The 20,067-nt window shown below is 69.9% G+C and carries 21 protein-coding genes and 1 riboswitch; of the genes, 14 read left to right on the forward strand and 7 right to left on the reverse strand.

Features of this window, described 5'->3' with window-relative positions:
• Positions 1 to 64 precede the first annotated feature (64 nt).
• Positions 65 to 997, reverse strand: a complete 933-nt coding sequence (locus J2853_RS10055; RefSeq protein ID WP_307556723.1) for a LysR family transcriptional regulator — start codon at positions 995 to 997, stop codon at positions 65 to 67.
• Positions 998 to 1,149: 152 nt separating this feature from the next.
• On the opposite strand from J2853_RS10055, the gene J2853_RS10060 reads away from it, so the two are divergent.
• On the forward strand, positions 1,150 to 2,538 hold the full coding sequence (locus J2853_RS10060; protein ID WP_307556724.1) for a serine hydrolase domain-containing protein: 1,389 nt from the start codon (positions 1,150 to 1,152) through the stop codon (positions 2,536 to 2,538).
• 144 nt (positions 2,539 to 2,682) lie between these two features.
• Here J2853_RS10060 and J2853_RS10065 read toward each other — a convergent pair whose 3' ends face one another.
• Complete coding sequence (locus tag J2853_RS10065) at positions 2,683 to 3,633, reverse strand: alpha/beta fold hydrolase (protein WP_307556725.1); 951 nt, start codon at positions 3,631 to 3,633, stop codon at positions 2,683 to 2,685.
• Between the two features lie 92 nt (positions 3,634 to 3,725).
• Positions 3,726 to 3,917: riboswitch (cobalamin riboswitch) on the forward strand.
• A 325-nt stretch (positions 3,918 to 4,242) separates the two neighbouring features.
• On the opposite strand from J2853_RS10065, the gene J2853_RS10070 reads away from it, so the two are divergent.
• The 6 genes from J2853_RS10070 (at position 4,243) to J2853_RS10095 (ending at position 10,341) form a co-directional block, all read left to right on the forward strand.
• Positions 4,243 to 5,247, forward strand: a complete 1,005-nt coding sequence (locus tag J2853_RS10070; RefSeq protein ID WP_307556726.1) for an ABC transporter substrate-binding protein — start codon at positions 4,243 to 4,245, stop codon at positions 5,245 to 5,247.
• 5 nt (positions 5,248 to 5,252) lie between these two features.
• Positions 5,253 to 6,326 (forward strand): FecCD family ABC transporter permease, encoded by a 1,074-nt coding sequence (locus J2853_RS10075; protein ID WP_370879522.1) that lies wholly within the window; start codon positions 5,253 to 5,255, stop codon positions 6,324 to 6,326.
• Positions 6,323 to 7,159 carry an ABC transporter ATP-binding protein gene (locus J2853_RS10080; protein WP_307556728.1) on the forward strand — a complete coding sequence of 279 codons (837 nt, stop codon included), beginning with the start codon at positions 6,323 to 6,325 and terminating at the stop codon, positions 7,157 to 7,159. The genes J2853_RS10075 and J2853_RS10080 overlap by 4 nt, the downstream gene beginning before the upstream one ends.
• Positions 7,156 to 7,866 (forward strand): (2Fe-2S)-binding protein, encoded by a 711-nt coding sequence (locus tag J2853_RS10085; protein ID WP_307556729.1) that lies wholly within the window; start codon positions 7,156 to 7,158, stop codon positions 7,864 to 7,866. Before J2853_RS10080 ends, J2853_RS10085 begins: the two co-directional genes overlap by 4 nt.
• Before the next feature lie 306 nt (positions 7,867 to 8,172).
• Positions 8,173 to 9,366, forward strand: coding sequence for an MFS transporter (locus J2853_RS10090; protein ID WP_307556730.1), 1,194 nt, complete (start codon positions 8,173 to 8,175; stop codon positions 9,364 to 9,366).
• A 15-nt stretch (positions 9,367 to 9,381) separates the two neighbouring features.
• Entirely contained in the window at positions 9,382 to 10,341 is a 960-nt protein-coding gene (locus tag J2853_RS10095; RefSeq protein ID WP_307556731.1) for a small ribosomal subunit Rsm22 family protein, read from the forward strand.
• A 229-nt stretch (positions 10,342 to 10,570) separates the two neighbouring features.
• Here J2853_RS10095 and J2853_RS10100 read toward each other — a convergent pair whose 3' ends face one another.
• Together J2853_RS10100 and J2853_RS10105 are read right to left on the reverse strand one after the other, a co-directional pair.
• Positions 10,571 to 11,062 (reverse strand): methyltransferase domain-containing protein, encoded by a 492-nt coding sequence (locus J2853_RS10100; protein WP_307556732.1) that lies wholly within the window; start codon positions 11,060 to 11,062, stop codon positions 10,571 to 10,573.
• Positions 11,063 to 11,207: 145 nt separating this feature from the next.
• Positions 11,208 to 11,357: a hypothetical protein gene (locus J2853_RS10105; RefSeq protein ID WP_307556733.1), complete on the reverse strand. Its 150-nt coding sequence runs from the start codon at positions 11,355 to 11,357 to the stop codon at positions 11,208 to 11,210.
• Between the two features lie 29 nt (positions 11,358 to 11,386).
• On the opposite strand from J2853_RS10105, the gene J2853_RS10110 reads away from it, so the two are divergent.
• Together J2853_RS10110 and J2853_RS10115 are read left to right on the forward strand one after the other, a co-directional pair.
• Positions 11,387 to 11,983 (forward strand): helix-turn-helix domain-containing protein, encoded by a 597-nt coding sequence (locus tag J2853_RS10110; RefSeq protein ID WP_307556734.1) that lies wholly within the window; start codon positions 11,387 to 11,389, stop codon positions 11,981 to 11,983.
• Between the two features lie 115 nt (positions 11,984 to 12,098).
• The gene (locus tag J2853_RS10115; protein WP_307556735.1) at positions 12,099 to 12,518 is read left to right on the forward strand and encodes a hypothetical protein; all 420 of its coding nucleotides are present in this window, start codon (positions 12,099 to 12,101) and stop codon (positions 12,516 to 12,518) included.
• A gap of 99 nt (positions 12,519 to 12,617) precedes the next feature.
• On the opposite strand, the gene J2853_RS10120 is transcribed toward J2853_RS10115, so the two are convergent.
• Positions 12,618 to 13,223 (reverse strand): TetR/AcrR family transcriptional regulator, encoded by a 606-nt coding sequence (locus J2853_RS10120; RefSeq protein WP_307556736.1) that lies wholly within the window; start codon positions 13,221 to 13,223, stop codon positions 12,618 to 12,620.
• 74 nt (positions 13,224 to 13,297) lie between these two features.
• On the opposite strand from J2853_RS10120, the gene J2853_RS10125 reads away from it, so the two are divergent.
• Positions 13,298 to 13,705: a RidA family protein gene (locus J2853_RS10125; protein ID WP_307556737.1), complete on the forward strand. Its 408-nt coding sequence runs from the start codon at positions 13,298 to 13,300 to the stop codon at positions 13,703 to 13,705.
• A gap of 233 nt (positions 13,706 to 13,938) precedes the next feature.
• Here J2853_RS10125 and J2853_RS10130 read toward each other — a convergent pair whose 3' ends face one another.
• Entirely contained in the window at positions 13,939 to 14,844 is a 906-nt protein-coding gene (locus tag J2853_RS10130; protein WP_307556738.1) for a LysR family transcriptional regulator, read from the reverse strand.
• Positions 14,845 to 14,975: 131 nt separating this feature from the next.
• On the opposite strand from J2853_RS10130, the gene J2853_RS10135 reads away from it, so the two are divergent.
• Both J2853_RS10135 and J2853_RS10140 read left to right on the forward strand, forming a co-directional pair.
• Positions 14,976 to 16,283 (forward strand): aspartate aminotransferase family protein, encoded by a 1,308-nt coding sequence (locus tag J2853_RS10135; RefSeq protein ID WP_307556739.1) that lies wholly within the window; start codon positions 14,976 to 14,978, stop codon positions 16,281 to 16,283.
• A 380-nt stretch (positions 16,284 to 16,663) separates the two neighbouring features.
• Positions 16,664 to 17,140, forward strand: coding sequence for a hypothetical protein (locus tag J2853_RS10140; protein WP_307556740.1), 477 nt, complete (start codon positions 16,664 to 16,666; stop codon positions 17,138 to 17,140).
• 117 nt (positions 17,141 to 17,257) lie between these two features.
• Here J2853_RS10140 and J2853_RS10145 read toward each other — a convergent pair whose 3' ends face one another.
• The gene (locus tag J2853_RS10145; protein ID WP_307556741.1) at positions 17,258 to 17,800 is read right to left on the reverse strand and encodes an SMI1/KNR4 family protein; all 543 of its coding nucleotides are present in this window, start codon (positions 17,798 to 17,800) and stop codon (positions 17,258 to 17,260) included.
• Between the two features lie 321 nt (positions 17,801 to 18,121).
• Between J2853_RS10145 and J2853_RS10150 the strand changes: the two genes are divergently transcribed.
• Both J2853_RS10150 and J2853_RS10155 read left to right on the forward strand, forming a co-directional pair.
• The gene (locus tag J2853_RS10150; RefSeq protein WP_307556742.1) at positions 18,122 to 18,568 is read left to right on the forward strand and encodes a MarR family winged helix-turn-helix transcriptional regulator; all 447 of its coding nucleotides are present in this window, start codon (positions 18,122 to 18,124) and stop codon (positions 18,566 to 18,568) included.
• Complete coding sequence (locus J2853_RS10155) at positions 18,561 to 19,979, forward strand: MFS transporter (protein WP_307556743.1); 1,419 nt, start codon at positions 18,561 to 18,563, stop codon at positions 19,977 to 19,979. The genes J2853_RS10150 and J2853_RS10155 overlap by 8 nt, the downstream gene beginning before the upstream one ends.
• Positions 19,980 to 20,067: the final 88 nt, after the last annotated feature.

Raw genomic sequence — 20,067 nt, forward strand, 5'->3', positions numbered from 1 at the left:
CGCCCTCGGCGCTGCCCGGCCGGCTGCCGCGTCGTTCCGCCGGCCGCGGGCCGTGGTCTTCTTGTCACCCCGCCGGCTCGAAGGGACCGGCCGGAGCGGGGAGACCGGGCGACGGGCGGCCGGCGACCTCAAGGACGGTCTGCACGAACGCCTGGAGCTTGACGGTCTCGGCGGTGGTCAGCCAGAGGAGCCCGTACTCCATGGGCGGCGCGTCGCTGAAGGAGACGTAGGCGATGTCCGGGCGGGAGTAGTAATCGGCGGCGCGGGCCGAGGTGGGGCAGACGCCCTTGCCGGCGGCGACCAGCGAGAGGACCTCCTGCCAGGCGACGGTCTCGGGACCCTGCGGGATGGGTTTTCCGCTCGGGGTGGACGAGGGGAGATGGAAGTCCATCCAGTACCGGGGCGGACCGGAGATCGTGATCAGCGGGGAGTCCGCGAGATCCTCCAGTGACACCGTCTCTCGTCCGGCGAACGGATGGCCGGCGGCGACAACGAGCGCGCGTGGTTCGGAGAACACGACGGGACCGGTGGTGATGTCGGGCTCGTGGGCCGGGAGCTCGGTGAGCTGGAGGTCGAGTTCGCGTGCTCGCAGGAGTCCGAAGCGGTTGTGGAGCGGTATCTCCTGGATGATGACTTCGCAGTCGGGGTTGCGGGTCTGGAACAGGTCGGCGGCTGTGACGATGAGACCGCCGCACCACGCCGCGGAGAAGCCGACCCGCAACGTACCGGTGAGGCCGTGCCCGGCCGCGGCCGCTCTGGCGATCGCCTCCTGGATCTGCCGGTAGGCGGGGGCCAGGTCGTCGCGGAGCTGCCGTCCGACCGAGGTGAGCCTCACCTGGCGGCTGGTGCGCTCGAACAGCTCGGCGCCGACGGCGCGTTCCTGTTTCTTGATCGCTTGACTGACCCGCGCCACCGACACGTGGAGTCGTTCGGCGGTCTGGCCGAAGTGCAGTTCTTCGGCCAGGGTCAAGAAAATCTCGATGTCCCGTAATTCCATGTCGCCCCGATCCGTGAACTCCTGTGTTAACGAACCGTTGCGGGATCCGCCGTTGTTCCCGCTCTGGCCAGGGCGAATGATTGATCATGTCGCCGGCGCCCAGCGCGGCGACGACAGATCACCACCCCGATCGACACTCCAGAGAGCATGGCATGCTGAAGAACGAGAACCGGATCGACCTGGACCACTGGCAGACGCGGCTGGACCGGCTGCGCGCCACCCACCACGTCCCAGGCGCGTCCCTGGCCGTTCTGGTGGACGGCCGGATCCACGAGTTGGCCAGCGGGGTGCTGCACCGGGGGACCGGGGTGGAGGTGACGACCGACTCGATCTTCCAGTCCGGGTCGATCGCCAAGGTCTACACCGCCACGCTGATCATGCAGCTGGTCGACTCCGGCGAACTGGATCTGGACGCGCCGGTGACCGAGGTGCTTCCGGAGTTCGCCACCGCCGACCCGGCGGCGACCGAGCAGATCACCGTCCGCCGGCTGCTCTCCCACACCAGCGGGCTGACCTGTGACTTCAATCACGACACCGGACGCGGCGACGACTGCCTGGCCAAATACGTCGAGGCCGCCAAGGGCGTCGCGCTGGACTGCCGGCCAGGGACGGGCACCTCCTACTCCAGCGTCGGGTACAACGTGCTGGGCCGCGTCGTCGAGGTGGTCACCGGCCAGGTCTGGGACCAGGCGCTGAAGGACCGGCTGCTGGTCCCGCTGGGGCTGGAGCACTCGATGACGCTGCCCGAGGAGGCGCTGCGGTTCCGGGTGGCGATGGGGCACCTGGGCGAGCCCGGAGCCGACCCAGACCCGGCCCCGGCCTGGGACATGATGCCGCGTTCGGCCGGCCCCTACGGCCGGGTCCTGACCACCGCCGCCGACGTCGTTCGGCTGGCCCGGATGCACCTGGCCGGCGGCCTCGCTCCGGACGGCACCCGCGTGCTGTCGGCCGGTTCGGTCGCGGCGATGCAGCGCCGCGAGGTCGACAGCCCCGACAAGTGGACCGTCAGCGCCGACGGCTGGGGGCTGGGCTGGAGCCTCTACGACTGGGACGGCGTCGCCGGCTACGGCCACGACGGGTCGTCGGTGAGCCAGCACGGCTACCTGCGCGTCGTGCCGCACGCGGACGTGGCCGTCGTGCTGCTCGCCAACGGCGGCGGGACCCGCGAACTGTACGATGCGCTGTTCCGGGAACTCCTCGCCGAACTGGCCGGTGTGACCATGCCCGAGGCCTTCGGCCCGCCCGCCGAGCCGCCCGCCGTGGACGTCACCCCCTACCTGGGCACCTACCGTCGCGAAGGCGTCGAGATCACCATCACCCAGGACGAGGACGGCACCGCGCACCTGCGGTACGAGTTCGTCGACGGGATGAAGGACCTGTCCCCGCCGCTGGAGGCCGTCCTGATCCCGGTCACCGACACCGTCTTCGCCGCGACCGGCTCGGCCTTCGGCGTGGACGCCCTGCCCGTGGTGTTCGCCACGCTCGCCGACGGCACCCGGTGCTGTTACGCCGCCATGCGCGCCGCACCCAAGATCGCATAGAGCCGCCCCGCACCGCTTCGACCCGATCTCCGCCGTGATGCGGCGACCGGGTCGAAGCCCATCTCACCGCCCTGGACCGAGTTGAAGCCCGACTCGCCGCCCTGGGCCACCTCTTCAGCCGGCTCGGGCTCGACCCCGCCGTCGTCAAACGCGACGGCGCTCCCCGACCCGCTCCCCGCGCTCTGGACGCTCGCCATCCGGCGGCCGGGCGTGGGGAAAGGGATCTCCCCGGTGTGACATCAGGAAAGGCACGAGCACGTCCAGGAGCGCTTCGGGATTGTCCTCCTGCACGCTGTGTCCCGCGTCCATCTCGCATCCCCTGACATCGGTCGCCCAGGTCCGCCAGGGAGCGACCGGGTCGCCGTCGTACAGTTCCGGCAGGTCGTCGTGCCTGCCCCAGACCACGAGCACCGGACAGGCGATCTTCTTTCCTGCGGCCTTGTCGGCGGCGTCGTCGCGCCGATCCACGGTGAGTCCCGCGCGGTAGTCCTCGCACATGGCGTGGACGGTCTGGGGGTCGCGTCGCGCGGCGCGGTAGTCCTCCAGCGCCTCGTCCGCCACGCGGTCGGACCTGTCGGCGTACCACGCGTCCGGATCTTGATTGATCACACGTTCCGCCGGGTTCTTCGTCTGCCCGAGGAAGAACCAGTGCCACCACAGTCGCGCGAAGGTCTCCCCGGCGCGATCGAGCACCTCGCCGATCGGGGGGCCGCCGATGTTCACGAAAGCCCGCACCGACTCCGGATGGTCCATCGTCAACCGGAAGGCGACGTACGACCCGCGATCGTGCCCGACGACCGCGAACTCGTGATGGCCCAAAGCGTGCATGAGAGCCACGACGTCGTCCGCCATCGCGCGCTTCGACATCTGTGCGTGCTCCGGCTCATCCGCTGGAACGGTCGAGCGGCCGTAGCCGCGTAGGTCGGGGCAGACGACGGTGAAGTGCTCGGCGAGCGCGGGAGCCACCTTGTGCCAGGTCGCGTGAGTGTGCGGATGGCCATGCAGGAGCACCACCGCCGGACCTGAGCCGCCGTGGCGCACGCGCAGCGTCACCGGCCCGACGTCGATGTGGTCGAAAGCGAAGTCGTCGAACATCCGGCGCGGCTTCCCTCGTCCGATCACCCCAAACGTGAGGCCGTGATGACATGGTCGGACGCATTCCGTCACGTAAACGCCGTCTTTGTCTCTGATGGTGGGTGTGCGACCATGGTCGGTGAAGGCGACGGCGGAACGAGGAATCCGGTGTGAATCCGGTGCGGTCCCGCCACTGTGATCGGCGAGCGGATCCCGAACAAGCCACTGCCCGCGTGCGGGTGGGAAGGCCGGGACGAGCATCGACCCGAGAGCCAGGAGACTCACGCGGTCGCCTCCTCACGATATGGGGCGGATCTCCCCAAGAGAGGACGGTGCGCGGCATGCCGGGTTTCGGGCTGCCCGCCGTACGGGACTCCTCTGGCGATCCGGCTCCTCGCCCGCCGCGGTCGCTGTCGAGGAATGGCGGCCGCGGCCCGTTTTCAGGAGACCATCAATGGGTTTTCCCCGCTCACGGGGCGAAGCGGTGTCCGTCGCCCTCTACGGGTCCAACGACACCCGAGTACGCTCCGTCCCCCCTGCGCCGCTCGGAATCCCGGCGGTCGAGCCGTCCTCTGCTTCTTCATCCCACCGCGCTCCTCGGGTGCCGCTCGTGAGCGAAAGGATCCGGCCATGACGGCCCGGCGCGCGCGCCCGCTCCTCCTGCTCCTCGTGTCGGCCCTGCTGATGACCGGCTGCGGGAACACCGGAGCCACCGGGGCCACCACAGAGCGCGGTCCCTCGGCCGCGAACCCGCCTGTCGCGGGCTTCCCCGTCACCGTGGTCAACTGCGGGGTGAGCACCACCTACCGGCGGCCGCCGCAGCGGGCGGTGACGCTCAACCAGCACGCCACCGAGGTCATGCTCGCCCTCGGGCTGGAGAAGTCGATGGTCGCGACGGCCTATCTCGACGACCGGATCCTGCCCGAGTACGAAACCGTCTACCGGGCGATCAAGGTGCTCGCCAAGGAGTACCCCTCCTACGAGTCGCTGCTGTCGGTCGAACCCGACTTCGTGTACGGCGGGTTCAACAGCGCCTTCGACGAGAAGGAGGGACGTGGCCGTGCCGTCCTGGCCGAGGCCGGAATCGACTCCCACGTCAACATCGAAGGCTGCCCGACCGGCCCGGTGACCATGGTCCAGGTCGAGGAGGAGATCCGGACGATCGGGAAGATCTTCGGCGTGGCCGATCGCGCCGAGCGGCAGATCGCCGCGATGCGCGGAGTGCTGGATCGCGTCAAGGAGAAGATCGGCGGAATCGACCCGGTCAAGGTGTTCGTCTACGACAGCGGCGACAAGACGGCCTTCACCGCGGGAGGCGCCGGCATCGGCAACGAGATGATCGAACTGGCGGGCGGGACGAACCTGTTCGCCGACCTTCCCAAGGCCTTCGGGGACGTCTCGTTCGAGCAGGTGGCCGAGCGGGCGCCCGAGGTGATCGTCATCTACGACTACGGCGACGAGTCCGCGGAGGACAAGAAGAGGTTCCTGCTCTCCAATCCCGCGCTCAAGGACGTGCCCGCGATCAAAAACCAGCGTTTCGCGGTGCTGCCGCTGTCGTCCACGGTGCTGGGCGTGCGGGTGCCCGCCGGCGTGGAATCGCTGGCCCGCCAGCTGCACGCGGACCGCTTCGCGTGATCGAGATCGCCGAATCCCGGCCGGCGGCGACCACGACCGAGGCCGCCGCCGGTCGGGCACGCGTGCCGTACGCGCTGGTCTTGACGCTGCTCGGCATCGCCGTGGTGGTGACCGCCACGGCCGGGATCGCGATCGGCTCGGTCCGCCTGCCGTTCGGCGAGGTGTGGGGCATCCTGCTGCACCGGATCTTTCCCGCGCTGGTCGAGCCCACCTGGACGCCGGTCAGGGAGACGATCGTGATGGACGTCCGGGTTCCCCGGGTCCTGCTGTGCGGCGTCGTCGGCGCGGGCTTGTCGGTGTGCGGGATGGCCCTGCAAGCCCTGGTGCGCAACCCGCTGGCCGACCCGATGCTGCTCGGGGTGTCATCGGGGGCGACCGTCGGCGCCGTGCTCGTCATGGTGCTCAACGTCTCGCTGCTCGGCGCCTTCTCCCTGCCCCTGGCCGCCTTCGGCGGCGCTTTGGCGGCACTGCTGCTGGTCTACTTCCTGGCCAGTGCCAAAGGGCGGATGACCACCATGCGGCTGGTGCTGTCCGGGGTCGCCACGGGCGAGGTGCTCTCGGCCGTCGCCAGCTACCTCATCATCACCTCCGGCGACCCGCGCAAAGCCGAATCGGCGCTGCGCTGGATGCTGGGCGGCCTGGCCGGCACCACCTGGGACCTGCTGTGGATCCCCGCCGGGGCGGTCCTTGCCGGCACCGCGGTGCTGCTGGGTGTGTCCCGCCCGCTCAACCTGCTGCTGGCGGGGGAGGAGGCGGCCGCGGCCCTGGGCCTGAACGTTCACCGCTTCCGCGCCGCGCTGTTCGTGCTCATCGCCCTGATGATCGGCGCGATCGTCGCCGTCAGCGGCTCGATCGGGTTCGTGGGGCTGATGATGCCGCACGTGGTGCGTCTGCTGGTCGGCGCCGACCACCGGCGCGCACTGCCGGCGGTCGCCCTGCTGGGCGCGGCCTTCCTGATCGCCGCCGACCTCGCCGCGCGCAGCGTGACCGCCCCGGAGGAGATCCCGATCGGCATCCTGACCGCCCTGGTCGGGGGTCCCTTCTTTCTGTGGCTGATGCGGCGTAAGGCGGCCCGATGACCCCGGTGGGCGAACCCGCGGCGCTGCGGGTCGAAGGGGTCAGCGTCGTCATCGCGGGCCGGGCCCTGGTGCGGGACGTCTCGCTGCACGTCGTCCCCGGCGAGGTCGTCGCGCTCGTCGGACCCAACGGGGCAGGCAAGTCCACCCTGCTGCGCACGTTCTACCGGGCGCTGCGCCCGACCTCGGGGCGGGTGCTGCTGGACGGTGAGGACGTCTGGGGCATGACCGGCAAGTGGCTGGCTCGGCGACTGGCCGCCGTCCTGCAGGAGGCACCCGGCGAGTTCGAGCTGACCGTGTACGACGTGGTGGCCATGGGCCGCACTCCCTACAAGCGGATGTTCCAAGGGGATGACACCGGCGACCGGCACATCATCATGAGCGCACTGGAGGATCTGGACATCGCCGGCCTCGCCCGGGCCCCGTTCGACAGGTTGTCCGGGGGAGAGAAGCAGCGCGCCCTGATCGCCCGCGCGCTGGCGCAGCGGACCGGGACGATGGTGCTGGACGAGCCGACCAACCACCTCGACCTGCGCCATCAGCTCGACACCCTTCAGCTGGTCCGGCGGCTCGGGGTGACCGCCGTCGTCGCGCTGCACGACCTCAACCTGGCGGCGGCGTTCTGCGACCGGATCTGCGTCCTGGACACCGGCCGTCTGGTCGCGGCGGGCCCGCCCGCCCAGGTGCTCACCGCCTCCCTGCTCGCCGAGGTCTACCGCGTGGACGCCGAGGTGGATCGTCACCCCCGTACCGGAGTCCCGCAGATCAGCGTGGTGCCGGACAGCCTGGCCGACACGCGCCGCCGTTCGGAGGAGGACGGGGTGACCTCGGCATGACCCGCCTGCGGCCCGTCCCGCCCGAGTCCGTCGCCGCGGTCCTGGCCGACATCGCCGGCTTGGGGTCGTTCTTCTCCCTCGACGTCGGAGTCGACGTCGGCGAGGCCGGTGGCGCGTGGCGGCCCGTCACGGACGCCTACGTGGAGGGACTCCCGCACCTGGTGGCCGCCCGCGCGGCCCGCTACGGCACGCACGAGCTGCGGATAGCCGCCTCCATCGTCCAACTCGGTCATGCCGCCCGGCTGTGGTCCGTCGTGCTGGGCTGCGTCACCCTGCACGGCGTCATCCCCGACCTCGGCGACCTCCGGCAACGGACGGACGGGCCCGCGCTGCGGTTGCCCGTGCCCCGTGGATGGCAGGTGCCCTGCGACGACACCCTGACGCGAGTCGTCTACCGCCTGGTCATGGACGATCACCTGGCGCCGCTGTCCGCCGGGCTGCGGGTCAAGGTCGCCGCGCGGCTCCTGCACGGCAACGCCGCGTCCGCCCTGGCCGAAGCGGCACGTGCCGTCCTGCGGGCCCGTCCCGACCTGCGCGGGACTCTCACCCAGCTCGCCGCAGGCCTGCTCGGCACCGGAGACCTACGCGGTACAGGTGAGTTCACCGGGCCGGATCTGGGATTTCGGCGGCGAAGCTGCTGCCTGTACTACCGCGTACCGGGCGGCGAGAAATGCGCGGACTGCTCACTGGAACGAAACATCACATGAGAGAGGTCTGGCGGCTCACCTCAACGATGATCATGGTCGGTGTGCCCCCGGGGCGGCTTCGAGCACGCCGGGCGCCTCGACAGCCAGACATGTGATCGTCGGTTCAGGGCGGAGCCGAGTAGGCCCAGAGGAAGTGGGTTAGCCTTTGCGTGATATTGGTCGCGCTCCGGAGGTACCGATGCAGCAGGGCAAGGTCACGATCCCCGTTTCGACGCGAGGGCGCGCCCGCTAAGCAGCAGGTCGACGCTCCTCGCTTCGAAGCGGTCTCCGATCTCATGACCGTTTCCTTTGCTGAGGAGCTCTATTTTGCGTGCCCTCAAGTCCGCGCGGCTCGGCGCGGACTTCTCCAAGCTGTGGACCGCCTCGGCGGTGTCCAACCTCGGTGACGGCGTCACCATGGCAGCAGGACCGCTGCTCGTCGCCTCGCTCACCAGCGAGCCGGTGCTCGTCGCCGGAGCCGTCTTCGCCCAGCAACTGCCCTGGCTGATCATCGCCCTGATCAGCGGCGTCTACGTGGACCGGCTCGACCGCCGCCGCCTGGTCATCGCCGTCAACGTCCTGCGGGGGCTGGCCCTGGCCGTCCTGGCCGCCGCGGTCGCCACCTCGACCGCTTCCGTTCCGCTCATCTACCTCGTGTTCTTCCTGCTCGGCGTCGGTGAGACCCTCGCCGACACGGCCTTCTCCGCGCTGGTGCCCGTCACCGTCACACCTGAACAGCTGATCAGAGCCAACTCCCGGATGGCGGCCACCGGTATCCTGGGTAATCAAATCCTGGCCAAGCCTCTGGGCGGCTGGCTGTTCGCCGTCGGCGCGGCCCTGCCGTTCGCGGCCGACGCGTTGACCTTCCTCGTCGCGGCGGCACTGACCTCGGCCGTCCGAGTCCCTCCGGCCAGGTCGACAAGCGGCGGCGGTGTGCGCGAGGACATCGCCGCCGGGATCCGCTGGTTGTGGCGGCATCGGCTGCTGCGCACGCTCGCGGTGACCATGGGCGTGGCCAACGTGGCCTTCTGTGCCGCGTTCGCGGTCTTCGCGCTCTACGCACAGCAGAGGCTGGGGCTGAGCGAGGTCGGCTACGGCCTCCTGCTCACCACCTTCGGGGTCGGTGGGCTGGTGGGCAGCCTTCTCGCTTCGAGGCTGAGAGAAAGATTCGGGTCCAAGACGCTGCTCCGTGGCGGCCTGATCGTCGAGATCTTCACGCATGCCGTTCTCGCGTTCACAACCGAGCCGCTGGTCGCGGCTGGGATTCTGATCGTTTTCGGCGTCCACAGCGTGAACTGGGGGATCATCGCGGCCACCCGGTTCCAGCAGGCGGTGCCGGACGAACTTCGCGGCCGGGTCGGCAGCGTCTACGCACTCATCCAGGTGGGCGGCGCCGCAGCCGGCTCACTGCTCGGTGGCCTGATCGCCCAAGCCGTAACGATCACCACGCCGTTCTGGGCGGCCGCCGCCGCCATGACCGCCGTCACCGTGGTCGCCTGGCGACCGCTGCGCGCCGCCTGAGCCCCGGGGAAATCAATGATCACTCTTCCCGCCGAGCTCGGGCATGCCCTCGCCGCCATGGTGGCTCGTCACCGCGAGCAGGACCTGGCCAGGGCGGCCGGCCGGCTCACCGCACGCTACCGGCAGCCCATCCACGAGCCGGCTCTTCGGTCGGCGGTCGACGTGGCCGCCTACGCCGCCACCCGCATGCCCGCCACCTACGCCGCGGTCACCGCGGCGCTCACCCAGGCCGCCGTGTGCGTGCCCGATTTCCAACCGGCGAGCCAACTCGACATCGGTGGCGGCACGGGCGCGGCCATCTGGGCGGCCACCGCCGTCTGGCCGTCCCTGCGGCACGTCACCGTGGTCGAGCGCGACCTGGCGGTCATCGAGTTCGGTCGCCGTCTCGCGGCCTCGGCCGTCCATCCGGCGGTCAGGAACGCCACGTGGAACAGGTCGGAAATCCGGGTCGATCTCAACACGTCACCGGCAGATCTCATCACGCTCTCCTACGTGCTGGGAGAGCTGCCACCGGCTGTGCGGGATCCGGTCGTGGGGTGGCTGGCCGGCCAGGCCACGACGGTCGCCGTCATCGAGCCCGGCACACCGGATGGACATGCCCGCGTCCTCGCCGCCCGCGACCAGCTGATCGGTCTCGGTATGCGGGTCGCGGCGCCGTGCCCGCACTCTGCCTCATGTCCCCTTGCGGGGGGAGATTGGTGTCACTTCTCCGCTCGTCTGCCCCGCACCGGGCTTCACCGCCGGCTCAAGTCGGCGGAGCTGGGGTTCGAGGACGAGAAGTTCTCCTATGTCATCGCGACGTTCGCGCCGGCGATACCCCCGGACAGCCGCGTTCTTCGACATCCGCGCACCCGCAAGGGCCTGGTCACGCTGACCTTGTGCGCGGACGGGGTGCGCGAGGAGAGCGTGTCCAAGCGGCACGGCGACGTCTACCGTGCTGCTCGAAACGTGGAATGGGGTGATCCCTGGCTGTAGGGACGACCATCGCCGCCGGTGCCGAGGAGCCTCCCGGCACCGGCGGCGATGTCGAGGCCGGCCGATTGAGCCGCCTGGCGATTTCGGCATGGGGGAGCCCCGACGGTGGGAACGGCGGATCGCGGAAACCGCGGCATTTCAGGAGCACGGCCCGTGACGGAGATCTCCGTGACGGTGATGACCCACGTGGACCGGCGTCTGCTGGGCGCCCGTGCTCGACCGGTTGCCGCTACAGGCGCCGGGTGGCGCGCACGACGACATCGTGGAGGGGGACCGTCCGGCCCCCGGGGCCGGGGAGCGCGCGGAGGTGCTCTTCGGCGGTGGCGATCTCCCACTCCGCGCCGTCCAGACGCGCGGTGATGGCCGCGGAGGTGGCCGACGCCTCGGCAGGGGGGTGGTGCCCGTGCCCGTGGCCGGTGGAGTCCGGGGTGCGCAGGTGCCCCACGATGAGCAGTGTGCCGCCGTCGGCCACCCATCCGGCGATGCGGTCGTAAAACTCCAGCTGGGGCATCGCCGGATGGGCGTAGTGGGTCATGACCAGGTCGAACCGCGTGCCCGGGCTCCAGACGCTCAGATCCGCCTCGACCCATCGCAAGCGCTCGGGGGTCCCGTTCGTCGCCGCGCGCTCGGCGGCGCGAGCGAGGGCCGCAGGCGAGATGTCGGCCGCGGTGACGTGCCAGCCGTGGGAGGCGAGCCAGATCCCTCGGCGCCGGCGCCGCACCCCGCGTCCAGGGCCGTGCCCGGTGCCAGGCCGCCGGTCTCACGGGCGAGGTACGGGTTCGGCGGGTTGACGCCCATGGATCCGGGCTCCCCGGCTCGCCCCTGTTGCCAGTGCCGCTCCCAGAAGTCCTTGTCGAATCCGTGTGTCACAGGTCGTCCTCCTCGTTCGCGACGGTCTCTCCGCCGTAGCCGCCGACCTCGTCGCGGCCATGTGCCGGCAGCTCCGCCGGACTCACCCGCACCGACAGGTCGTGGGTGCGTTCCTCATGGTGCCGACCGAGAAGGCGGATGAGCAAACGTTGTTGCCGAATGGCAAAATGGATGGATGGATGAAGCCATCGACCGCACCCTGGACGCCGTCGGACCGAGGTTGAAACGCCTTCGGCTGCACCGGGCCGTCACGCTCGCCGACCTCGCGGAGGAGACCGGCATCTCCACCAGCACCCTGTCCCGGCTTGAGGCGGGCCTGCGACGCCCCACGCTGGAGCAGCTGCTTCCACTCGCTCGTGCCTACGGGGTCACACTCGACGAGCTCGTCGACGCGCCGCCGACCGGCGACCCCCGCGTCAATCTGCGTCCCATCCCCTGCGGCGACGGCTCGATCATCCTGCCGCTGACCCGCAGGCCCGGAGGAATCCAGGCCTACAAGTTCGTCCTTCCGGCCGGAAGCGACGACGCCGAACCCGACCTGCGCACCCACGAGGGCTACGACTGGGCCTATGTCCTCAACGGAACGCTCCGCCTCGTACTCGGGGAACACGACCTCATCCTCAAGCCCGGGGAGGCCGCGGAGTTCGACACACGCACCCCGCACTGGTTCGGGGCCACCGGCGCCGGTCCCGTCGAGTATCTGAGCCTCATCGGGAAACAGGGCGAACGCGCACACGTCCGTGCGGCACCGGGACGTGGCCCGGTCGAGTGAGAAAGCTCGGGGACACCGGTCTCTGGCCGTAGCTTCGGGATTTCCCTACCCGCCCGGGTATGTCGTCATTACGCTGACCCTGTCGATGATAGATCACGCGGAAAGGCACAGAGTGATGGCCAACCGGAAGGAACTCACCTGGCAGCCGATCAGCATGCTGGAGGCGCTGGCCCAGCACGTCGAGGAGAGCGTGATCATGGTGCGCGAGCAGCGGGCCATCCTGGAGAGGGGCCGGGCCACGCCCTCCGTGCTCGATGACGCCACGGTGGCCCGGGTGAAGCGGACCCTCACCCAGATGGCCGCGGACAACGAGTTGTTCGCCGAGCAGGGCCGGCGCTGGGCGGCCGAAGACCTCACCCCTGCCCGGCGCGACCAGGTCGAGCGCTACGCCGCCCTGGTCGCCGAAACGCAGAACGAGACCACCGAGGTCCTTGCCCTGGCCGACGATCTCGCCAAGGGGGCGATCGAGACGGTCCTGACCAAGAGCGACATAGAACTCGGCATCGAGGCGTTCCTCCACGACGGCAAGCATTAGTCGTTCCGGCGGGAATCAAGCCCGGCACCCCGACGATCCGGAAGGCCGCGTTCGATATCCGCGAGTCCGGGTTGCCGAGCTCAAGACAGGGGCCGAACGTCAGGGGCGCCAACCTCGTTCGACCGATCGGCGGCATCGGCCGGGGTCGTCGCCCGCACTGGTGAAGAGCGCGGTCAGCAGTGGCACACCGGACGCCAGCGCCCGGGGCGGCAAGGGACCCGTGACGACCAGTGATGCCAGGCCGTGACCGATGATCCAGCTCTGTGTCGCCAACTCCAGCGGGTCGACGCCGTCACGAAAGCGACCGGCGGCCGTGGCCCGTTCGACGGCCCGGACCAGGAAGTGCAACGTCTCATCCGCGGCCGCGGCGTCCTCGAGTTCGAAACCGGCATCGAACATGACCCTGTAGAGATCGGGGTCGGCCAGGGCGTTGGACAGATAGGCGGAGGCGAGGGCGGCCAGATCCCGCACCGCATCCGCGGACGGTGACATCGCGTCGAGCCTGGCCGCCAGACGAGTGAATCCTTCCTGCCGCATCGCTTTCCACAGGCCGTCCATGCCGCCGAAGTAGGTGTAGACGGCCATCGTCGAGAGGCCGGTTCCGGCGACCAGCGAGCGGAGCGTGACCGGCTGCCGGGCGCCGAGCATCTGCGCGGCTCGGTTGATCAGCAGGGAGCGGACCGCCGGGTCTTTTGTTCTCACCATGGCGCCATAATACATAGCATTGCTATGCTTTCACTGATCATCGAACTCGCCTGCGCCAATACCAAGGAGCGGAAATGGCCGTGACACTGATCAACCCCGACGGGCTGCCGAAACCCGATGTCTACCGCCAGATGTCGATCGCCACCGGGTCGAAACTGGTGTTCCTGGCGGGCCAGGTCGCCCGCGACGCTGAGGGAGGACGAGTCGGCGAGGGAGATCTGGCTGCTCAGGTCGAGCAGTCCTACCTCAATATCGGCACTGCCCTGGCCGCGGTCGGCGGGTCCTTCGACGACGTGGCGAAGCTGACCGTCTACGTCGTCGACTGGACGCCCGACAAGATGCCGTTGCTGGGCGAGGGGGTCGCTCGGGCGGCCGCGAAGTTGGGGGTCGACCCGGTCAAGCCGATCACACTGCTGGGTGTTGCGGCACTGGGGGAGCCCGATCTTCTGGTCGAGGTTGAAGCCACCGCGGTCATCGACTGAATCGGGTGTCCTGGACACACTCGCCGGCTTCCCGTGTCGGCGGGCGTGGTCACCCGGGAAGCCGCCGGCATGGCCGAACGGCCGGGGGTCGGACCAAAGGCCCTCCGTCCGCGAACGGCGTCGTCGTCACCTGCCGATGACCTGGTGGGCGGGGAGGTGGTCGAACGCATCTCGGGCGGTCGCCAAGGGGGTGACCCCGAGTGCCACGGCGAGCTCGTCCCGAGGCGTCCGCGCTACGCGGGTTCCACCTTGCGGGCGCTGTCGCGAAGCTGTGCCACCGCGCGGGCGATGAGGTCACCGCGGCGCCGATCCTGGCGGGCGTGGACGACGATGCGCCGCGAGACGGCGGGGCGGACCAGGGGCCTGGCGACGACTCCGCCGGGGAGCTCCGCAACGGCCAGGCGTGGCAGGACGGTGACGCCGATGCCCGTCTCCACCAGCCGCAGCGCCGCCCGGTGATCATCCAGGCGGGCGGCGTAGCGCGGCGTGAATCCGGCGGCCCTGCAAGCGGTGAGGATGATCTGCCCGATCGGGCTGTCGTAGATGTCGTGATCTATCCAGGGCTCGCCTTCGAGATCCCGGAGGGCGAGTTCGCGGGCGTCGGCGAGGGGGTGGTCGCGGGGGAGCACGGCGACGAGCTCCTCGACGGTGAGTTCATGACGCCGGTAGCCGTCCAGGTGTACTTCGGCTCCGTTGGCGGGCTCGGTCCGGATGTCGAGGTCCGGCCGTCGGCGGCCGCGCCCGTCGACGGGTTCGTTGAGGCTGATCTCGACGGTGAGGTTCGGTTGGTGCCGGCGAACGGTCCGCACGACCTCCGGGATCCACTGCTCGGCCGCCGAGGCGAAGCAGGCGATCGCCAGATGCTGTGCCTGGCCGCCCCGGAGGTCCGCGACGACCCGTTCGAGGCGTCCGAAGTCGGCGAGGAGTGCCTGAGCCTGATCCGCCAGGTGCCAGGCGGCATCGGTGGGGCTGATACCGCGCCCTTGCTTCTCGAAAAGGACCAGTCCGGTTTCCTTCGCCAGGGTGGTCATGTGCTGGCTGATCGTCGCGGGAGAGTAACTGAGGTTCCGTGCCGCCTTGTTGATCGACCCGGCGGCCAGGACCGCGCGCAGGATCGCGAGACGTTGCGGGTTGAGCACGGCACCAACAATAAGGCAGTGCCGAACGGTCGGTCGTTTTTGTTTGCTTGTGACGAACCTTTCAGCTGATCGAAGATGGCATCGAGCAGGACATTCGACGTCCTCTCGGGCTCGATGAGAGAGGGTTGGCAATGGACACGACGTTTTGGGATGAGGCGGACCGCTTCCTGATCCGCTACGGAGCCGGCTTCACCCCTCGAGTCATCGAACGCGCCTCCGGTTCGTATGTCTTCGATCGCCAGGGCACGCCGATTCTCGACTTCACCTCGGGGCAGATGAGTGCCATCCTCGGCCATGCGCACCCGGACATCGTGGCGACGGTTTCGTCCGCGGTCGCGTCACTGAGCCACCTCTTCAGCGGCATGCTCAGCACCCCCGTGGTGGAGCTCGCCCGCAGGCTCACCGCGACCCTGCCCCCGACGCTCGGCAAGATGTTGCTGCTCACCACCGGAGCCGAGGCGAACGAGGCCGCGATCAAGATGGCCAAGCTCTCCACCGGCCGCTTTGAGATCGTCTCCTTCGATCGCTCCTGGCACGGCATGACCCAGGGGGCCGCCGCCGCGACCTTCTCCGCCGGGCGGCGCGGCTACGGTCCCCCGGTGCCGGGAAACCTCGCGCTGCCCGCGCCGAACGCCTACCGATCGCCGTTCCGATCCTCCGACGGGTCACACGACTGGGAGGCCGAGCTCGCCTACGGCTTCGCCCTGGTCGACCGGCAATCCGCCGGGAGCCTCGCCGCCTGCCTCGTCGAGCCCATCCTGTCCTCAGGCGGGATCATCGACCTGCCGCCCGGGTACCTGCGCCGTCTCAAGGAGATGTGTGACGAGCGCGGGATGCTGCTCATCCTGGACGAGGCGCAGACCGGTCTCGGCCGCACCGGAGCGATGTACGCGTTCGAGCGCGACGGGGTCGCACCCGACATCCTGACGTTGTCGAAGACCTTGGGAGCCGGGTTGCCCGTGGCGGCCGTCCTCACGACCGCCGAAATCGAGCGGGTCTGCCACGAGCGGGGTTTCCTCTTCTACACCACCCACGTCTCCGACCCCCTGGCGGCCGCCGTCGCGCTGACGGTCCTTGACGTCATCGACCGTGAGAACCTCACGGAGCGCGCCGCGGCCCTGGGCGATCAGCTCACCGATCGGCTGCTGGCGCTTCGCGACGACTACGAAGTCGTCGGTGACGTCCGCGGCCGCGGCCTGCTCCAAGGTGTCGAGCTCGTCAGGGACAAGAAGAGCAAGGTGCCCGCCGACGCACTGGGCAGCGCGGTCACCTCGGCCTGTCTCGAACGGGGCCTGCACATGAACATCGTCCAGCTACCGGGGATGGGCGGCATCTTCCGCATCGCCCCGCCTCTCACGATCGGGGACGACGAACTGCACGCCGGAGTGGACATCGTCGAGGCGTCTCTCAAAGCCGTGCTCGACGCCGCCGCCAGGTGATGCGAATCGGTGCCCACGCCCGGTGCTCGACCCCGGCAGGGCCTGATCCCGCCGGGCGCCGCCCGTCGCCGGTGAGCCGGCCGGCACGTGCCTGACCCCGGCCGGGGTCAGGCCAGGCGGGCATCGCAGCCTTCCCCTTTTGACGGTCGCCTGGCGCTCTGCCCCGACGGCGGTCAGGACGCGGACTCGATCTCGAGGACCGCCTTGCCGTGCAGGCGGCGGCCGAGTAGGGCCTCGGTCGCCTTGGCGGCCTCGTGCCAGGAGCCCCGCCAGGAGATCTGTGGGTCCAACCGTCCGGCGACGACGCGGCCTGCCAGCCAGGTCAGGTCGGGTGCCAGGCCCTGGCAGGCGAGCAGGAAGAACGTGACGATCGAGCGATCGTGCCGTCCCTGGTCGCCGAAGAAGGCACCGAAGTCGCGATGGCGCCCACACAGGATCTGTGGGCCGCCTTCCTGGACGACCTCCAGACCCGACGGCCGAACGGCGGCACGCTCCTGGCGCAGCTTCAGGACACGCTGCTCACCGCGCTCGGCAGGATGCCCGACGAGGGCTGGGCGGATCGCGTCCTGATCACCCGTCGGCTGGCCGCCCGGACGCCGTCGATGAACGCGCACGGGCTGCAGTTCTGCGACCGCACCACCCGCACCGCGATCACGATCTTGCAGGAGCGCTTCGGCCTGGCCGACCCGCACGACATGCGGCCCCGACTGGCCCTCGACATGATGGTCGCGGCCTTCCACTGCGCGCTGGAGGAGTTGACGTTCCAGCCCGGACCCGCGAACCGCGACGACCTCACCGCCCGTCTCCGCGATGCGTTCGCCGCGATCCCGGGCAGCGTCACGATGACGCTCCCCTGAACGAGGAGACCGCCCGGTACAGACCCCGGCTCTTCGGACGGGGGCCGGATCGGGTGGTTCGGCCGCAGCCGCTTCGTCCCCGTGCCTTCTCCGGACCAAGGCCGAGTGAAGCCTCGCTCAGCGGCACATCGCGTCGATGAGCTCCGGGAAATGCGGGAACTCCGCTCGTGCGGCGGTCACGATCCGGGTGGGGGCGCGGTGGCGGCCGGGTGCGTGCCGCTCGGCGATCGTATGGAAGGCTTTATTCGGCTGCGTAGGGGAGTCGGGGTCCGCGAAGGCCTCGGCGGGGCCTAGGCCGGCGGCGAACAGCCAGAGGAGGTCACCGAGATCTCCGGCGATCACACCGCACTCACCCTCGGAACCGATGTAGACGACGGGCTGGTCGGTGATCGCCGCATCGGGCCGTACCAGCCAGAAGCCGACGTAGTCACCCGCCCCGGTCGTGCCGAAGAAACGGAACTCGCCGCCGTCGACCTCCTGGTTGCCGGTCCACAGGCGGAACCACCACGCCGTCCGGTCGGGCTCCTCGAACCGGTCGTACGGTTCGAAGTCACAGCCGTGGGCCTCGTCGGTCTCCTCGTCCCACTCCCACTCGAAGCCGACGTCGGCCACTTCGGCCAGGGCGGCGGGTAACGCGAGATCTTCAGCTGTGTTCGCCACCCCGGAAGATTACCGGTCGGGGCCGGCCCGTGCGGGTGCTGCCGGTAGGGCCGCGATCACACGAACGTGTCGGGGAATCCGGGAGTCGTCGCAACGCTCGTGGCCGGGAGGCTCTCCCGGCGCGACGTTCCTCAGGGGGAGGGCGTGCGGCCGGGAATCCAAGGTGATCGGGTCGGCCTTCCTCGCTCTCGGTGCCCCGGGCCGGAGGGATCGGTGCTTCCGACGGGAACCTCGCACCGAGCGGGGCGACGGTCATTCATGCAGTTCATACTGTACAGGTCAAACTGGACAGTTAAGACTGTAGAAGTTAGCGTGAGGGGCATGAGCGAGAAACCAGGCCTGTCGCCCTCGGCGATTCAGGCGTCACGCGAGGTCCGTGCGGTCATCAGCCGCCTGCGGCGCCGCATTCTGAACGCCGCCGAGGTCGAGGACCTCACCTTGGGCCAGGCGTCCGTCCTGGCCCACCTGTCCGGCAAAGGAGGCGTCACGGCGAGTGAGCTCGCCTCCACGGAAGGGGTGCGGCACCAGTCGATGACGGCGACGGTCGCATCGCTTGCCGCGATGGGGCTGGTGGAGCGGAGCCCCGACCCGGACGACGGGCGGCGCCTGCTGATCGCGCTGACCGCGGAGGGCCACCGCCGGGTGGAGGAGGGGCGGCAGGCCCGGACGGAATGGCTCGCCGGCCGGTTGCAGGACAGGTGCACGGAAGAAGAACGCCAGGCCGTGATCGCCGCCATGGCCCTGCTGGAGCGCCTGACCCATGACTGATCCGAAGACGGATGCCATGAGGGAGGCGGACGAACCGGGTTTCGACCGGCGGCTGCTGCCGCCGATGTTGCTGGGCTCGGTCCTGAACCCGATCAACTCGACGATCATCTCCGTCGCGCTCGTACCCATCGGCGACGCCCTGGGCACGCCGTCCTCGCAGACCGCGTGGCTGGTCTCCGCCCTCTACCTCGCCACCTCGCTCGGGCAGCCGGTCGTGGGCCGGCTCATCGACATCTTCGGGCCGCGCAGACTCTTCCTCCTCAGCACCGGCCTCGTCGGCGTCGCCGGCGTCGCCGGGACCCTGGCACCCAACCTGGGCGTGCTGATCGTCGCGCGCGTCCTGCTCGGGTTCGGCACCTGCGCGGGTTATCCCGCCGCGATGGCACTGCTGCGCAGCGAGGCCAAGCGCACCGGACGGGACAGCCCCGGAGGGGTGCTGACCGCCCTGGCGGTCGCCAACCAGACCGTCGCCGTCGTCGGCCCGCTGCTGGGCGGTCTGCTGATCGCGGTGGGCGGCTGGCGCGCCACCTTCGCGCTGAACGTGCCGCTGGCCGTCGCAGCCGTGCTGCTGGGGCTGCTACGGCTGCCCAAGTCGGCCGCAACGGGTGAGTCCCCGCAGCGCGGGCGCCTGGCCGCCCGGCTCGACCTGCCCGGCATGGGCCTGTTCGCCGCGATGCTCACCGTGCTGCTGCTGTTCTTGATGAACCTGCACCTGCGCAACTGGTACCTGCTGGTGATCGCCGTGGTCGCGGGAGCCGCGTTCGCGGCGCGGGAGCTGCGGGCCGCCACCCCCTTCATCGACCTGCGGGTACTCGGCGGCAACACACCGCTCCTGGCCACCTACGGACGCGCGCTCGTCGCCTACGTCGTCGCCTACGCCTTCCTCTACGGCTTCAGCCAGTGGACCGAAGAGGGCTACGGGCTGACGCCCTTCCACGCCGGGCTGGTGCAGATCCCCATGTTCCTGTTGGCGATCGGAGTCTCGATCATCTCCGGGCGGCGCAAGAGCGTACGAGAGAAGCTGCTGGTCGGCGCGGTCGGACAGATCGTCGCCTGCCTGATGATCCTGACGCTCACCGGGGAGAGCCCGCTGTGGACGCTGCTCCTCGTCGCCCTGATCTTCGGCGTCCCGCAGGGGCTGAACAACCTGGCCCTGCAGAACTCCGTTTACTTCCAGGCCGATCCCGAGCGCACCGCCTCCTCCGCAGGGCTGCTGCGCACCTTCGCCTACATCGGCTCGATGATCGCCTCCTCCGCGACCGCCGTGTCCTTCGGGCAACGCGCCGACACCGGCGGCATGCACCGGCTCGCCTGGGTCATGCTCGGCGCCGGCGTGCTCTACCTCCTGCTGACCCTCTTCGACCGCACGTTCGGCCGCGCGGCGGCACCGGACGCCCAGGCGGCGAAGTAGACCTCCGGCGCAAGAACCGCGTCAACGCCTTCGCCGGCGGGGTCTGTGGATCGCGGGCGGGTGACGGTTGGCCGGTCGTCGCCGCGGT

The sequence above is a fragment of the Streptosporangium lutulentum genome, assembly GCF_030811455.1.
GTDB lineage: Bacteria > Actinomycetota > Actinomycetes > Streptosporangiales > Streptosporangiaceae > Streptosporangium > Streptosporangium lutulentum.